The sequence below is a fragment of the Streptomyces sp. SID13031 genome (genome assembly GCF_010548305.1).
Lineage (GTDB): Bacteria > Actinomycetota > Actinomycetes > Propionibacteriales > Kribbellaceae > Kribbella.
The window spans coordinates 56,369-72,336 of sequence record NZ_JAAGLV010000011.1 but is presented as its reverse complement, the minus strand read 5'-3'; the positions used below and the strand labels follow the sequence as shown (position 1 = coordinate 72,336).

The following is a 15,968-nucleotide window of genomic DNA, read 5'->3' as shown; positions in this document are numbered from 1 at the left end:
AGTTTGCCCCTTTTCGCCCGAATTGCCCTGACCGCTCGCACACTAGACCCAGCCCCGGACAGTTACGACCCTTCGGCCACCGCCGACACGTTGCCACCGGTACCAGCACCGGCGAGCATTACCCGATCCGGCCGGTTTCGTAAGCCCACATGACGATCTCGACCCGGTTGCGCGCGCCGAGCTTGGTCATCACGCTCGCCAGGTGGGTCTTCACCGTGCTGAGGCTGATGTGCAGGTCCTCGGCGATCTCGGAGTTGGTCCGGCCGCGGGCCACGGTGATCAGCACCTCCTCCTCGCGGCTGGTGAGCGGTTCGACGGGCTGGACCGCTGGCCGGCCGAGGCGGGTGTCGGAGAACGCCGTGAGCAGCCGCGCGGTGATCCTGGGAGCGATCAGCGCGTCACCCTCGGCGGCGGCGTTGATCGCCTGCACGAGCAGCTCGGGTCCCGCGTCCTTGAGCAGGAACCCGCGAGCGCCCGCCTTCAGGGCGCCGTGGACGTACTCGTCGAGATCGAAGGTGGTGATCACCACGACCGCGAGCGGGTCGGCGACCTGGGGACCGGCGAGGGCGCGGGTCGCCGCGATCCCGTCGAGGCCGGGCATCCGGATGTCGAACAGGCAGACGTCCGGACGGAGCCGGCGGGCGAGTTCCACCGCTTCGAGTCCGTCGGCCGCCTGACCGACGACCTCGATCCCCGGCTGGGCGCCGAGGATCATCGACAGCCCGGTGCGGATGAGCTCCTGGTCATCGGCCACCAGCACCCGGATGGTCATCGGGCCAGCCCTGTCCGCGGCAGTACCGCTTCGACGGTCCAACCCCGATCCGGGCCGGGGCCTGCGGTGAAGGAGCCACCGAGCAGGGCGGCTCGCTCGGTCATACCGACGAGCCCATAGCCCAGCGGGTTCCTCCCGGCCGACCCGACGTCGCCGTCGTCGACGACGGTCAACCGGATCCACTTGGTATCACCGACGACCCGGACGTCGATGCGGGTGGCGTGGCGGGCGTGCCGGACCGCATTGGTGATCGACTCCTGGGCGATGCGATAGATCGCCGCCCCGACGGCAGGCACGAGGCCGGCGAGATCTCCGGACAGCTCCAGCTCGACCCGCGGCCGGTCTCCGACAGTACTGGCGACCAGTTGCTCGAGGTCGGCCACACCCTGTTGCGGAGCGAGCGCCGCCGACTCGTCCGCCCGAAGGCTGCCGACCATCAGGCGCATCTCGGCGAGCGTGCGCGAGGCCTCCACCTCGATCACCGCCAGCGCGTCCATCGCCGCCTCGGGATGGGACGCGGCGACAACCCGGCCGGCCTGAGCGCGGATAGCGATGGCCGAGACGTGGTGCGCGACCGTGTCGTGCAGTTCGCGGGCCAGCTGCGCACGCTCCCACAGCCTCATCTTGTCGAGCTCTCGCAGCCGGGAAGTTGCCCAGTAGCGGACTGCGGCCCCGAACGCCGCCGGGGACAGCAGGAACACACCCCCTGCCAGTGCACTGCCGATCCCTTCGTACTCCGCAGCGGTCCCCAGCACGAGGGCGACCAGTAAGATCGCCAGCCCGGCCGCGACCTCCCGGCCGGATCCCCAGCGGGCCAGTGAGTAGGGCAGCAGCACCACCGCAACCATCATGTACAGGCCCACCGAGGTGACGTCGCCGACCAGCCCGGCAATAGCTAGCGCGATCGCGATGCCGAACGCGACGCCCACCACCGCCAACGGATGCGTACGCCGCCACAAGAGCGCGACCACGACAACCAGCGCGGCCACCACCGCGACGGGCCGCCAGACCACGTCCTCGCGCAGTACGCCTTCGAGGAGAGCCGTCAGCCCCAGCACGGCGACGAGTGCCCAGTCCCGCCAGACCCGCCTCGGCGGCTGCGGCGCGCGTGGCTCGGCCAACAGCGCACGGACCGCGTTCTTCACCATGGCCACAGCGTAGACAGCCTGAGCGCCTCGCGTACCGACCGAAAGTACGGCGCGCTGGTCGACCGGACAGCCGAGGAAAGTCCGGCCCTTCGCCCGAGGTACCGGCCACCGGCTCTCGCCACGCTGGGACCGAGATTCGCCGGTACCACCCAAGGAGACCCGAATGATGCCGCACGCTCTTTACCGCCTGGGCCGGTACGCCGCCCGCCGCCCGTGGACGGTGATCGGGACCTGGCTCGTCCTCGCCGTGCTGGTGATCACCGCTGCCGGCGCCTTCGGCCGGAAGCTGGAGAACACCTTCGGCGCGCCGGGACTCGACTCCCAGCAAGCGACCGACCTGCTGACGAAGGCCGGCGCGGACCAGGCCGGGCTGACCGCCCAGCTGGTGGCGACCCCGCGCGACGGGAAGACGACCTTCACCGGCTCCCCGGAGGCGCGGGCGGCCTTGTCGACGGTACGGACCGGTGCCGCCGAGCTACCCAACATGCTCTCGGTGGGTGATACGACCATCTCGCCTGACGGCCGGGTGGCGATCATCCGGCTGCAATACCCGGTGATGGAGGACCTCACCGAGGCCGATCGCGCCAACCTCGAAGCCTTCGCCGACCGGTCCGCGACGGACTCGCCGATCCGGCTCGAGACGGGCGGCGACCTGATGAGCGCCTTCGAGGAGGCCAATACCGGGATCGGCGAACTGGCCGGCCTGATCGCGGCCGTCGTCATCCTGCTGGTCGCGTTCGGATCGGTGATCGCGATGGGGCTCCCGATCGGCCTGGCCCTGTTCGGCATCGCCCTCGGCATCAGTTCGCTGTCGCTGGTCACCTACCTGATCGAGATCCCCAGCTGGGCACCCGTGATCGGCAGCATGGTGGGTCTGGGCGTCGGTATCGACTACGCCCTGTTCCTGGTCACCCGGCATCGCGAGTACCTGGCTCAGGGACTGCCCGTCGAGGAGTCGGTCGGTCGGGCCGTCGCCACCGCCGGTCAGGCAGTCGTCATCGCCGGCGGCACGGTGGTCGTCGCCATCCTCGGCCTGACCGTCGCCGGAGTACCGTTCCTGACCGCCGGTGGCGTCGCCGTCTCGCTCATCGTGCTGACGATGGTCGTTGCCTCGATCACCTTGTTGCCGGCCTTCCTCGGCCTGGCCGGGCACTGGATCAACCGCCTCGGGTTCCGGCACCGCCATGACTCCGCGACAGGCCCGCGCGCGGGCTCGGGGTGGCAGCGCTGGGGCGAGCATGTGTCGAGGAACGCCAAGGCCTACGCCATCGGCGCCGCTGTCCTCCTGCTCACCGTGGCCGCGCCGGCGCTCGACCTCCGGGTCGGCACCCCCGACGAGGGCACGCTTCCTCAACAGCGCACCGAACGCCGGGCCTACGACCTCGTCGCCGAAGGCTTCGGCCCAGGCGCCAACGGTCCGCTCGTCATCGCGGTCGACCTCGCAGGGGATCCGGGCATCCTGCAACCACTGCAGACCGCCATCAGCGCCGACCGTGGAATCGCCTCCGTGGCAACGCCCGAGCAGACCGCGGGAGTCGCCACGCTGCTGGCCTACCCGACCACCGGGCCACAAGACGACGCCACGCTCGACACGATCAAGCGGCTCCGGGCGGAGGTCTTTCCCGCCGTACTCCGGCAGAGCCCGGCGCAGGCCCACGTCGGTGGTCAGACAGCCAACTCCACGGATGTCGGCGAGAAGGTCGCCGACCGGCTGCCGTGGTTCATCGGCGCCGTCCTGCTGCTGTCGTTCCTGCTCCTGACCCTGGTCTTCCGGTCGATCCTGGTGCCCCTGAAAGCGGCGCTGATGAACCTGTTCGGCATCGGCGCCTCCTTCGGTGTGATGGTGGCGCTGTTCCAGTGGGGCTGGGGCGCCGAGCTGATCGGCGTAGAGGCGCCGCTGCCGATCCTGCCCTTCATCCCACTGTTCATGTTCGCGATCCTGTTCGGTCTGTCGATGGACTACGAGGTCTTCCTGCTCTCGCGGATCCGGGAGGAGTACGTCGCCTCCGGCGACAACGAGGCCTCGGTCGTCCGTGGCATCGCGGTCACCGGCCGCGTCATCACCTCGGCCGCTCTGATCATGATCGCGGTCTTCTTCGGTTTCGTCCTGGGCTCCAACCCGACCGCGAAGATGTTCGGCCTCGGCCTGGCCGTCGCCATCGCGGTGGACGCGACGATCGTGCGCCTGGTCCTGGTCCCCGCGACGATGAAACTGCTCGGCAACGCCAACTGGTGGCTGCCCGGCTGGCTCGACCGGCTGCTCCCCGTCATCGACCTCCATGGCGAGGCAGCCTTCGACCAGGCGGCCACCGACCAGCCGGCCCTGGCTGGGCCGGCTCTCGACGAGCCGGCCCTCGGTGAAGCGGTGACTCAGGGGACCCGGTAGAGCGATCCGCCCGCGGTGATGCCGAAGGAGACCTTCTTGCCTGCGACAACAAGATCCACGATGTACGTCGTACCGGACCAGCGACCCTTGTACTGAACGGATCCGGTGGCCGGCACCGGTGCGATCACGGACAGGATCGAAGCGCTCGTCCCCGACCTGGCGAACAGCAGGGTCGGGGCCGGGTTCCGGGTGAAGATGTTCGGGTAGTGCCAGCCCTGGATCGGGCTGGTCTTGCCCTGCTTGAGCAAGATCGCGCCGGCCGGCAACGCCTGCAGGTACGGGACCTGGAAGAGGATGGTCCGGGTCGCGTCGCCGGGCTTCATCCCGATCGCCGTCGTCCGCGAGTAGACCGTCGCCTTCTGATCGGACGGCAGGTGCCACAGCGTCTGGAACTGCTGCGCCTTCTTGGAGCTCGCCCGGTCGAGGCTGACGATCAGATCCGGGTCCTTGAGCACCAGTACTGCGCGGTTGCGGCTGATCCCGGCGCCGGGTACGTCCGCGAACTGGTAGAACTCCGAGCTCGGGCTGATCACTGACCGGGTCAATTTCGTGACCGGGTTACTGTCCGGCGCCAACGGAGTCGTCATGGCGCTGGCGGCGTACGGGCTCTTGGCCCAGGTGCGCCAGACATCGTTCTGGTACCCGGCATGGCCGCCGTCGATCAGGATCTCGCGACCGCGCGACGTATAGGTGATGGCGGTGTGGTCGCTGTGGCCATGCAGGGCACGCGAGGCGCCGTACCGGATGCTGTACGTCGACTCCTGCGCGAAGGTTCGCGTCTCGCCCCATCCCGTGCGGCCGAAGACGTAGCCGGCGGTGAAGGTGCCGATCCGCCGGACCGGAGTGGGTCCCTCGACGCCCTTGGTGCCCGCGTACAGCAACGGCGTACCGGCGATCGGGTTGGTCGCCACCACCTCGGAGTCGCCGAGCTGGTGCAGCTTGCCGAGCGAGTTCGTGGCGAGCGCGAGCCAGCCGGCCAGCAACTCCCGCCGGCTGGTGATCGTCGTACCGGGGTCGGCTCCGCACGCCGCGAGCGCGTCGACGGCTCGTCCCCAGAGTGCGTAGTTGAACTGCGCATAGGCGGTCGACTGCTCGTTGGTCGAGCCTTGCGTGTCGATCGACGTGGTGATGCCGGCCGCGAGCCGGCTCTGCGCTGTCGTCTTGTAGTCGTTGCGGTTCAGCGTGCAACCGACACCGAAGAGTCCGATGCTCTCCTCCGTGCCGTGGTTCCAGGCGCCGCTCCAGTTGGCGGTCAGGAACCTGGCGTGGTTGACCAGCGCGGTGTCGAGCCACGCGTACGACGCCGGCAGCGCGGTGACACCCAGCCCCGAGATAACCGCCTGGCGTAGGCAGAGCAGCACGTTGGTCCGGTGCATCGTGGACTCGTAGGCGCCGATGTCGGCCTTCCACGAGTACGAGTTGTCGGTGACCCAGTCCTTGGTGATCGCAGTCACCCGACTGAGGGCGGCGGTGTTGCCCTGACTGCCGGCAATGATTCCTTGCCCCAGCCAACGAAGTGAGTGGAACCACATGTACCAGCTGGGGTTCTTGTACGGATTGAGCCGCCAGTTGACGTTCCCGTTGCCGTTGCCAACCTTGTACGGAGCGTAGGGACCCCAGGCGTAGGTGTCGGCCTGAAGCTGCGCGACGGAGGTCGCATCGTCGACAGTGCTGAACCCCGGGCAGGTGTAGATGCCGGTGCCGGTGCCAACCGCGGCTCCCTTGCCAGCAAGGCTTTTCACGTCGTTCGCCGCTGCCTTGGCAGCCGGTACGACGTTACTCGTGCCCGGGTCGAACTGCGCGAACCCCAACTCGGGCAGGTCAGGCAGTACTGCGATTCCGGGTTTCACCGGCTCCGCAGCCACTGCCTGCGACCCCACCACGACCCCACTCACCGCGAGCGCGAACCCCACCGCCGCACTCACAACTCGCATACCCTTCACAACTTCCCCCACTCACTAGTGCTCCTCCCCCTACAGGAAGCACGATGAGCAAAAGCGCGAGAAAGTTATGCCGGGCGACGATCTCCTCTGCGCCGGCTTCAGTCGAGTGGGTCGGTGACTCCGACCGGTGGGCCGACGAACTCGACCCAGTTGGCGTGGCCGACGGCCGCGAGCAGGTCCGGGGCGACCGGCCCGGGGAGCGCTTCCGCGAACTGGTCGAAGAATCGTTCCAGGCCTGATGGCGTCGACACCACGAGCAGCCGGCCCGGCGTGTCTCCCACGTTCTGGAACGCGTGCGGTACGCCGCGCGGCCCGAAGGCCATCCCGCCCGTCGACGCGTGGAGCATGGCGTCACCCGCTTTGAACCGGAAGTCACCCTCGATGACGTACCAGAGTTCGTCCTCGCGGAGGTGGGTGTGACGCGCCGGCCCCTGCTTCGGCCCGATCAGGAATTCAAGCACCGTCAACGAGCCGTTCGTACCGGCGGTGTCCGCCTTGACGGTGACCAGGTCCCCGGTCGGAGTCTCAACTCTCCGGCCCTCGCCGAACTGCACCGCGAAGGGGGTGCCAGGTCCAGACATGCGAGCCTCCTTCCAGCCGGTTCCATAGTGCGCCTACTTGCCGGACCAGTCCCGTTGATCCGGGAATATGGCACGATCTTGGGGTGACGAGCCGGACGGACGAGGACCAGCATCTGCGCGATCTCGCGCTGCTGCGCCGCGTCCGCGACCGGATCGACCGGGAGTACGCGCAGCCGCTCGACGTCGAGGCGCTGGCGCGTGGGGTCAACATGTCCGGCGGGCATCTCAGCCGGCAGTTCCGGCTCGCCTACGGAGAGTCACCGTACTCCTACTTGATGACGCGCCGGATCGAGCGGGCGATGTCGCTACTGCGCCGGGGCGACCTGAGCGTCACCGACGTCTGCTTCGAGGTCGGCTGCTCCTCCTTGGGCACTTTCAGCACCCGGTTCGCCGAGCTCGTCGGCGTACCGCCGAGTGTCTACCGGCGGGACGCGGCCGGCGAGCTGGCCGGGATGCCGTCCCTGGTCTCGAAACAGGTGACCAGACCGATCAGGAATCGAGAAGCACCGGCCCCCGACGCACAGCTAGCGTGATGCCCATGACCACCGACATGAGCATCACGATCAGCGCAAGCTTCCTCCCGCACACCGACGCCGACGCCGCGCTCGCCTTCTACCGCGACGCGCTCGGCTTCGAGCTCCGCAACGACGTCGGCTACAACGGCATGCGGTGGCTCACCGTCGGCCCGCCCGGCCAGCCGACCACCAACATCGTCCTGCACCCGCCGGCCGTCGACCCCGGGATCACCGAGGACGAGCGCAAGCTCATCGCCGAGATGATGGCCAAGGGCACCTTCGCCAGCATCCTGCTGGCCACCCCGGACGTCGACGCCGCCTTCGCGAAACTGCAGGCCACCGACGTCGAGATCGTCCAGGAGCCGATCGACCAGCCGTACGGCGTCCGCGACTGTGCCTTCCGGGACCCGTCGGGCAACATGGTCCGGTTGCAACAGGCCGGCTGAGCACTCCCGCATCCCCTGCCAGGCGGCGCCGTCGGCGACGGTTCCGCCCGACGAGATGGAGAACCGATGAGCAAGCGCACCACGGCCCGTACGCCGTCGACCGGGCAACACGTTGCCGACAGCCACGACCTGATCCGGGTCCAGGGCGCGCGGGTGAACAACCTGCAGGACGTCAGCCTCGAGATCCCGAAGCGCCGGCTGACGGTGTTCACCGGCGTCTCCGGGTCGGGGAAGAGCTCGCTGGTGTTCGGCACCATCGCGGCCGATTCCCAGCGGATGATCAACGAGACCTACAGCACCTTCGTACAGGGCTTCATGCCTTCGCTGGCGCGGCCCGACGTCGACGTGCTGGAAGGACTGACGACGGCGATCATCGTCGACCAGGAGCGGATGGGCTCCAACCCGCACTCCACCGTCGGCACGGCGACCGACGCGAACGCGATGCTGCGGATCCTGTTCAGCCGCCTCGGTCAGCCGCACATCGGCTCGTCCCAGGCGTTCTCCTTCAACGTCGCCTCGATCAGCGGCGCGGGCGCGGTCACCTTGTCGAAGGGCGGCCAGGAGACCAAGGAACGCCGTACCTTCAGCATCACCGGCGGCATGTGCCCGCGCTGCGAAGGACGCGGCTCGGTCACCGACTTCGACCTGACCGCCCTGTACGACGCGAGCTTGACGATCAACGAGGGCGCGCTCACCATCCCGGGCTACAGCATGGACGGCTGGCAGGGCCGGATCCTGCGCGGCTGCGGCTTCTTCGACGTGGACAAGCCGATCGCGAAGTTCACCAAGAAGGAACTGCAGGCGCTGCTCTACAAGGAGCCGACCAAGATCAAGGTGGAGGGCATCAACCTCACCTACACCGGACTGATCCCGCAGATCCAGAAGTCGTTCCTGGCCAAGGACGTCGAGGCGATGCAGCCGCACATCCGCGCCTTCGTGGAGCGAGCGATCACCTTCCAGACGTGTCCCGAGTGCGACGGCACCCGGCTGAACGAGGGCGCCCGGTCGTCGAAGATCGACGGGATCAGCATCGCCGACGCCTGCAAGCTGCAGATCAGCGATCTGGCCGACTGGGTCCGCGGTCTGGACGAGCGGTCCGTCGCGCCCCTACTGGACAAGCTGGAGCACACGCTCGACTCGTTCGTGGAGATCGGGCTGGGCTACCTGTCGCTCGACCGGCCGGCCGGCACGCTGTCGGGTGGTGAGGCGCAGCGGGTGAAGATGATCCGGCACCTCGGTTCCTCGCTGACCGATGTCACGTACGTCTTCGACGAGCCGACGATCGGGCTGCACCCGCACGACATCCAGCGGATGAACGAACTGCTGCTGCGGCTGCGCGACAAGGGCAACACGGTGCTCGTCGTCGAGCACAAGCCGGAGGCGATCGCGATCGCCGACCACGTCGTCGATCTCGGTCCCGGCGCCGGTACGGCCGGCGGCACGATCTGCTTCGAGGGCTCGATCGAGGGGTTGCGCGCCAGTGGGACGCTGACCGGCCGTCACCTCGACGACCGGGCATCGCTGAAGCCGGAGGTACGGACGCCCACCGGCAGGTTCGAGATCCGGGGCGCGTCGACGCACAACCTGCAGGACGTCGACGTGGACATCCCGCTCGGTGTGCTGACCGTGGTGACCGGGGTCGCCGGATCGGGGAAGAGTTCGCTCATCCACGGCTCGGTACCGGCCTCGGCTGACGTGGTGTCGATCGACCAGGCGGCGATCCGGGGTTCACGGCGCAGCAACCCGGCGACGTACACGGGTCTGCTCGAGCCGATCCGCAAGGCGTTCGCGAAGGCCAACGGGGTGAAGCCGGCGCTGTTCAGCGCGAACTCGGAGGGCGCCTGCCCGAACTGCAACGGCGCGGGCGTCATCTACACCGACCTGGCGATGATGGCCGGGGTCGCGACCACTTGCGAGGTCTGCGAGGGGAAGCGGTTCAAGGAGGAGGTGCTGGAGTATCACTTCGGCGGTCGCGACATCAGCGAGGTACTGGCGATGTCCGTGGCGGATGCGGAGAAGTTCTTCGCCGACGGCGATGCTCGCACTCCCGCGGCGCACAAGATCCTCGAGCACCTCGCGGAGGTCGGCCTCGGGTATCTGAGCCTCGGCCAGCCGCTCACCACGCTGTCCGGCGGCGAGCGCCAGCGCCTCAAGCTGGCGACCCACATGAGCGAGAAGGGCGGCATCTACGTCCTCGACGAACCGACCACCGGCCTCCACCTCGCCGACGTCGAACAACTCCTCGCCCTCCTCGACCGCCTGGTCGACTCCGGCAAGTCGGTCATCGTCATCGAACACCACCAAGCAGTCATGGCCCACGCCGACTGGATCATCGACCTGGGCCCCGGCGCCGGCCACGACGGCGGCCACATCGTCTACGAAGGCACCCCCGCCAACCTCATAGCCAACAGTTCAACCCTCACCGCCCAACACCTCGCGAAGTACATCGCCTGATGCTGTACGACGGCCCGCCGCTGTTCGATGGGCCGGTCTCGCTGGCTTCAGTACAACCCGCAGACGTCCACGAGTGCCTGAAGGTCCGCGCCCACCACCACCTCACCGACCAGGTCGGCGAGGGTCTCGTGGCGGTCAGGCTTCCGTTTGCGTCCCACCACCCCATCATCACCCGCCCAGTGGAATTGATAGCGGACGACGGCGCAGTCGGGGGTGGTACAGACCCAGTGGAGGTCGCTGATCGTGCAGACCTCGTCCACGATCTCGTCGAAGGTCCGCTGGACGGCCGCCGCGATCGCCTCGACGCCCTCGAAGGAGCCGTCGGTGAACCAGTACGTCGCATCGTCGGCAACGAGCTCGCGCCACCGATGAACCTCGCGATGCGGAACTTCATGGTTCACGCAGTGATGTACCAGGACACCGTGGCGCGATCCGTGGGAAATACGTGGCGTTGACCTGCAACTCGCGCACTTGCTGACGCTCCATGGACCGCAGCGACCGGGCGAACTCGCCGAGCGGTCAAGCCTGACGTCCGGCGGCGGCATCACCGATGCCCTGGATCGGCTGGAGAAGGCCGACATGATCACCCGGAGCCGGGACACGGCTGATCGTCGCGAGGTCTTGGTGACGGCAAACACGGAGTACCTGCGGAACTGCTCGGGCCGATTTACAGTCGATGGGCCAGCCATCTTGAGACGATGGACGACGACCAGTTACGTTTCGCCACCACTTTGCTCAGCACAGCGGCCGACATCAACAAGGCCGAGACCGAACGCCTCCGCCTCACGACCTGAGCAGTCTCCCGCGAGGGGTCCCACTACGGCCGCCCAAGGCGACGGCCGACCGCGGGGATGATGATCGAGGCCGCGGTCAGGTGGACGGCGATCAAAGTCAGTTTCGTTGCGGTGGAGGTACCGGCGGCCGTGAGCGGGGCGGCAAGTGAGGCAACCGTCAGAACAATTGTCGTCCGGATGTAGGTACGCGCCGGATGACTCGAGAAACGGTTGATGAGCAAGGCGAGCAACGTGCCGGCGATCATGGCCAGAGTGAGGCTGATCGCGCAGGCGCCGAACGCGACCGGTACGACGCTGTCGGCCTTGCCGCCCGGGTTACCAACCGCGAGATCGACGCCTGCAGCCCGGACAAGGGCAGTCAGCACCTCAGCGGCCAACGCAGCTAAAACTACTGCCACCAGGCTGGCCTTGATCAGATTCCTCACCGAAACACGTTCGGCAGTGGCGGCAGTGACGGCGGTGATGAACATCGTGAGCTCCTCTTTCGGCGAAACACTCTGCTGCGAATGCCTGCTGTCAACGCGCCGGAATAGGTCGCACCTCCGAAGGATGCTGAACGCGTAGTGGGAGAAACTGTCGAGCCTGCCCCTTGCTACGAGCAACCTTTCGGATGACGCCGAAGGCTCATGGGCCAGAGTTTCGACCGTCGCCGAACCCTGGCAACGGAGCGAGCACCCAGCTTGTATTCCTGCCACTGCGGCGGCCTCTGCATCGCGAACCATCAGGCCACACCCGCCACAGGACACCATCACCCTCACGACGAAAGAAGCGGCAGAATGACTGAGGTCCTGCGCGACAAAGTGCACTCGGTGGACGGTACGACGATCTGCTACGAGGTACGCGGCGACGGTGTTCCACTGATCTTCGTGGAGGGAGCCACCAGTTACCGGGCGATGAACCCAGCGGCCGCGGAGTCCGCGGAACTGCTGTCGGACGAGTTCGCCGTCGTCACCTACGACCGTCGTGGCCGGGGCGAGAGTTCCGAGATGCTGCCATACCGGGTCGAACGTGAGATCGAGGATCTGGATGCGCTGATCGCGGTCTTCGGTACACCGGCGGTCATCTGCGGTCAGTCCTCGGGCGCGGTCCTCGCGCTCGACGCGACTGAGGGCGGCCTTCCGGTCAGTCGGCTGGCTCTGTTCGAACCACCTTTCGTCGTGGGCAACAGCCGCCCGCCCCTGCCTGCCGACTATGTGCAGCAGCTCGAACTCTCCATCGACGAGGACCGCCGGGGCGACGCAGTCGAACTCTTTCTCACCGCTGCCGCCGCGCTGCCGGTCGAGCTTGTCGGAAAGCTACGGCAGACACCGTTCTGGCCGGCTCTCGAAGAGGCCGCTCACACGATCGCCTATGACGGGCGGCTGATGGCGGGAACCATGTCCGGAGAAGCGCTGCCCAAGGACCGCTGGCCGCAGGTAACCGTTCCTGCCCTGGTCCTGTACGGCGAGGGCACCGAGCCGTGGCTTGTCACGGCGGCCCGGGCCGTCGGCGAATTGTTGCCCACGGCCACGGTCCGGCCAGTCACCGGGCAACAGCACAGCTTCGATCCCAAGGCGCTCGCCACTGCACTCCGCGAGTTCTGCCGGACCGACTGAGCCGCACTGCTGGAGAGCAGGTCAGTTTGAGCGGTCGGTCAGGATCTGGATGGAGCGCAGCCGGGAATTGATGGGCGCGATGTCCAGCTCGGCGAAGGGCCCGAGAATCTCCGAGGCCGACCGCCAGGACCGGCGTGCGCCGGACAGGTCCCCAGCTTCCTGGCAGGCCTCGCCGAGATGCATCAGGCATTCCGACTCTTTGTAGCGGTCGCCGAGTTCACGGAACAGGTCCGCGGCGCGGCTGTAACAGTCGATGGCCTCCGTCCGGTGGCCAAGATGCTGATGCGCGAATCCCAGGCTGTGCCAGGTAGCCGCCTCGCCCTGCCGGTCGCCCAGCCTTCTCAGCAGCGACAGGGCCCGCGTGCAGTGCTGGAGAGCAGCCTCAGTATCACCGAGTTGAGCATAACTCCAGCCGACCGTGTTCAGTGTTCTCGCCAGCGCCGGTAGGTGTTCGATCGACTCGAACAACCGCAGGGCTTCCAGGTCGTGCGACAACGCATCCAACTGACGACCTTCGGCCTCGAGCACCAACGCCGCGCTCCGATGGGCAAAGGCCGACCACGTCGGGTTTGCGAGTTGGCTGGTCAGCTGGAGCGCATGCTCGACATGGAGTGTTGCCTTAGGCAATTGACCGAGCCGCGCGAACGCATACGCCAGCCCGCGGTGGCAGCGCGCCTGCTCAACCCGGTTGTGGCGCTGGATGGCCATCGTGAGGGATTCCTCCAGGACCGCCGACCAGTCGCGCCAATGTCCACGCCGGTACAGAAACTCGGTGAGCGTCCAGGCCAACTGCCAGACGTGAATCGCAAAGCCCTGGTCGACCGCCTCCTTGAGGACTGCGAGCAGCACCTGGTGTTCGGTCGTGAACCAGGTGATCGTCTGGTGATAGTCGCCGAGTGGCTCGATCTCGATACCTGCCGAAGGCGGATCAGGGGCGATCAGGTCCACTTGGGGCAATGCGCCGCTGCCGGTGTAGGCAGTGAGCAGGTAATAGTCGAACATACGCTGCCGTGCCTGCATCAGGGCTGCCGGTCCATCATGTTTCGTGCCGAGCTCTGCGGCGTACGCGCGAAGGAGATCATGAAGGGCGTATCGCCGGTGCGCAACCTCGTTGATCAGGTGCGCATCGCACAGTTCTCGCAACGGGCCGGTCACCTCCGACAGCGATCGGCCGACGACGCCCGCGGCGGCGGCGGCGCTGATATCCGGTCCTGGATGGAGACCGAGGAATCGGAAGAGTCTCGCGGCCGGCTCGCTCAATGCTTGGTAGGACCAGGAGAAGACCGACCGGATCTCGGTCTCCGGATCCACCTCCGCGAAGCGCTCCAGACCGCCAACGGTTCGCAGGGCGGATGCGAGGGTGCTCAGCTCGAAGTGGGGATTCGTGGCTGCGCGCGCTGCCACGATGGCCAAGGCGAGCGGGAGACGTGCCGACAGCGCGATGAGGTCGTCGACCGCCAGGTCCTGTCCGTAGAGCCGCCGGCTGCCGAGCCGGCGGCGGATCAGCTCGCGGGATTCCTCCTCGCTCAGCAGATCCAGGACCATCACGGCCGGCTGAGCTGTGGCCACCAGGCCGGACAGCTGACGGCGACTGGTGACGAGGGTGAAGCAGCCTGCTGCGCCCGGCAACAACGCGCGTACCTGTTGAGCGCTGCTGGCGTTGTCGAGTACCAGGAGCATTCGGCGACCATCGAGGAGCGAGCGGAACAGCGCGCTCTGTTCTTCTGGATCCGAGGGGATCTGCGCGGGAGCAACTCCGAGCGATCGGAGTAACTTGGTCAGCGCCGCGCCGATGGACAGACAGCTGCCCGGACCGAAACCGCGCAAGTTGATCCAGAGCTGTCCGTCGGGGTACTTGTCCGCGACCCGCCGCGCCCAGTGGACGGCCAGAGTGGTCTTGCCGATCCCGGCGGTGCCGACGACGATACCCAGTTCGGCGGTTGCCTGGCCGGATTGCAGGGCATCGAGCTGGGCGAGCTCGTGTCTACGACCGCTGAACCCGGCCAGATCAGCGGGGAGCTGTCGAGGCACCGGCGAGAACGTCGTGGCGGGCCGCCCGCTGGCCGTATCGCCGATCAGGATCTGAGCGTGGAGCGTTCGCAGCTGGTCGCTGGGATCGAGGCCGAGCTCGTCGGCGAGACGCTCGCGGATCGCGTGATAAGCATCCAGAGCCTCAGCACGCCGGCCGCAGCGGAACAGCGCAGACAGGAAGAGTGCCCATAGCGGCTCCCGAAGCGGCTCACGGGCGCACTCCTCGGCGAGCTCGGTGACGACCCTCGCGTGCTGACCGAGCGCCAGGCTCACTTCGAAGTACCGCTCGACGGTCCGCAACCGGTGCTCGAGTAACTGAGGTGCCGTATCGCGCAGCAGCGCTTCCGACCGCACACTCCCCAGCGGTTCGCCGCGCCACTCGGCCAACGCGGCCTGGAACGATGCAGCCGCCACCTCCAGATCTCCTTGTTCCGCTGCCTGTTCGGCCCGCCCCACGAGCTGGTCGAACCGCCCCAGATCTGTCTGCTCCGGGGCAATGTCGAAGCGGTATCCGCTCGGGGTCGTGGCGATCAGATGAGCAGCTGATCCCAGCGACATCCTGAGCCGGGTGACGTACAGCTGGAGCGCGCGGCGAGGCCGAGCCGGCCGCTCCCCGTCCCAGACCGACTTCTCGAGTGCCTCCATGGACACCACCCGGCCAGGATGCAGCGCCAGCGCGGCCAGCACGACAGCTTGCTTGGTAGAGCCGAGCGAAAGTCGTCGTCCTGCGATACGCGCGTCCAGCGGTCCCAGCAAGCGGATCTGGAGGCTGTCGAGCTCGGCGCCAGTTGCATCGCAATTCAGGCTCTGAGGGATGGACAAGCTTGGGACCTACCTCTCATGCGGCTGTCTACCCAGCCAGTCTTACTCCGCGTAAGGGCCGTCCACCTTCGGTTCAGCTTCAGTTCAGCTTCAGTCCGACTTCAGTCGGCTCGATCGACCCTCATCGTGGTCCCGAAGCCGGCCTGAAGCCGTAGCGGAATTGACTGGTCTGAACCTGCGAAGCAAGTAGAGAGCGAGTAGACGATGACAACCAATGAAATGGCCGACCTACGCAGCCTGATCGAGCGCCTCGCGACACTGGACCCGCCAGCTGTCACCACGGAGAACCCCGCTGAGAGGGGCTGGGTTCCAAGAGACGCTGCACCCTATTCCCCCGCCGGGCAATGAGCGTCAGCGCCCCGGGCACCGCCTCGCCCCTTCGGGATCGAGAGAGGTTACTTGCCGGCCATCCGGAGTTCGGCGATGCCGTAGCCATCGAGCAACGCAGTCTTGCCCGACTCCGGGCGGGCTCGGCGTTGCT

The 15,968-nt window shown here is 67.4% G+C and carries 12 protein-coding genes; 5 read left to right on the top strand and 7 right to left on the bottom strand.

Going from position 1 to position 15,968, the window contains the following annotated elements; all coding sequences use genetic code 11:
* Positions 1 to 118: 118 nt before the first annotated feature.
* Together G3I17_RS22175 and G3I17_RS22170 are read right to left on the bottom strand one after the other, a co-directional pair.
* Complete coding sequence (locus G3I17_RS22175) at positions 119 to 772, bottom strand: response regulator transcription factor (protein WP_164599324.1); 654 nt, start codon at positions 770 to 772, stop codon at positions 119 to 121.
* Positions 769 to 1,920, bottom strand: coding sequence for a sensor histidine kinase (locus G3I17_RS22170; protein ID WP_164599322.1), 1,152 nt, complete (start codon positions 1,918 to 1,920; stop codon positions 769 to 771). The genes G3I17_RS22175 and G3I17_RS22170 overlap by 4 nt, the downstream gene beginning before the upstream one ends.
* Positions 1,921 to 2,083: 163 nt before the next feature.
* Between G3I17_RS22170 and G3I17_RS22165 the strand changes: the two genes are divergently transcribed.
* A complete protein-coding gene (locus tag G3I17_RS22165; protein ID WP_239062779.1) occupies positions 2,084 to 4,306 on the top strand; it encodes an MMPL family transporter in 2,223 nt (740 codons plus the stop codon).
* Here the strand turns inward: G3I17_RS22165 and G3I17_RS22160 are convergent.
* On the bottom strand, positions 4,291 to 6,240 hold the full coding sequence (locus tag G3I17_RS22160) for a heparinase II/III family protein (protein ID WP_203590596.1): 1,950 nt from the start codon (positions 6,238 to 6,240) through the stop codon (positions 4,291 to 4,293). The genes G3I17_RS22165 and G3I17_RS22160 overlap by 16 nt on opposite strands.
* 107 nt (positions 6,241 to 6,347) lie before the next feature.
* The gene (locus G3I17_RS22155; protein WP_164599320.1) at positions 6,348 to 6,830 is read right to left on the bottom strand and encodes a cupin domain-containing protein; all 483 of its coding nucleotides are present in this window, start codon (positions 6,828 to 6,830) and stop codon (positions 6,348 to 6,350) included.
* Positions 6,831 to 6,913: 83 nt separating this feature from the next.
* Between G3I17_RS22155 and G3I17_RS22150 the strand changes: the two genes are divergently transcribed.
* The 3 genes from G3I17_RS22150 (at position 6,914) to G3I17_RS22140 (ending at position 10,245) form a co-directional block, all read left to right on the top strand.
* Complete coding sequence (locus tag G3I17_RS22150) at positions 6,914 to 7,363, top strand: helix-turn-helix transcriptional regulator (RefSeq protein ID WP_164599318.1); 450 nt, start codon at positions 6,914 to 6,916, stop codon at positions 7,361 to 7,363.
* A 17-nt stretch (positions 7,364 to 7,380) separates the two neighbouring features.
* Positions 7,381 to 7,791, top strand: a complete 411-nt coding sequence (locus G3I17_RS22145) for a VOC family protein (protein ID WP_164599684.1) — start codon at positions 7,381 to 7,383, stop codon at positions 7,789 to 7,791.
* 66 nt (positions 7,792 to 7,857) lie between these two features.
* Positions 7,858 to 10,245: an excinuclease ABC subunit UvrA gene (locus G3I17_RS22140; RefSeq protein WP_164599316.1), complete on the top strand. Its 2,388-nt coding sequence runs from the start codon at positions 7,858 to 7,860 to the stop codon at positions 10,243 to 10,245.
* Between the two features lie 47 nt (positions 10,246 to 10,292).
* Here G3I17_RS22140 and G3I17_RS22135 read toward each other — a convergent pair whose 3' ends face one another.
* A complete protein-coding gene (locus G3I17_RS22135) occupies positions 10,293 to 10,646 on the bottom strand; it encodes a nuclear transport factor 2 family protein (RefSeq protein ID WP_164599314.1) in 354 nt (117 codons plus the stop codon).
* A gap of 416 nt (positions 10,647 to 11,062) precedes the next feature.
* Positions 11,063 to 11,509, bottom strand: coding sequence for a DUF6069 family protein (locus G3I17_RS22125; RefSeq protein ID WP_164599310.1), 447 nt, complete (start codon positions 11,507 to 11,509; stop codon positions 11,063 to 11,065).
* 306 nt (positions 11,510 to 11,815) lie between these two features.
* On the opposite strand from G3I17_RS22125, the gene G3I17_RS22120 reads away from it, so the two are divergent.
* Complete coding sequence (locus G3I17_RS22120) at positions 11,816 to 12,634, top strand: alpha/beta hydrolase (RefSeq protein ID WP_164599308.1); 819 nt, start codon at positions 11,816 to 11,818, stop codon at positions 12,632 to 12,634.
* Between the two features lie 21 nt (positions 12,635 to 12,655).
* Here G3I17_RS22120 and G3I17_RS22115 read toward each other — a convergent pair whose 3' ends face one another.
* A complete protein-coding gene (locus G3I17_RS22115) occupies positions 12,656 to 15,487 on the bottom strand; it encodes a BTAD domain-containing putative transcriptional regulator (protein ID WP_164599306.1) in 2,832 nt (943 codons plus the stop codon).
* Positions 15,488 to 15,968: the final 481 nt, after the last annotated feature.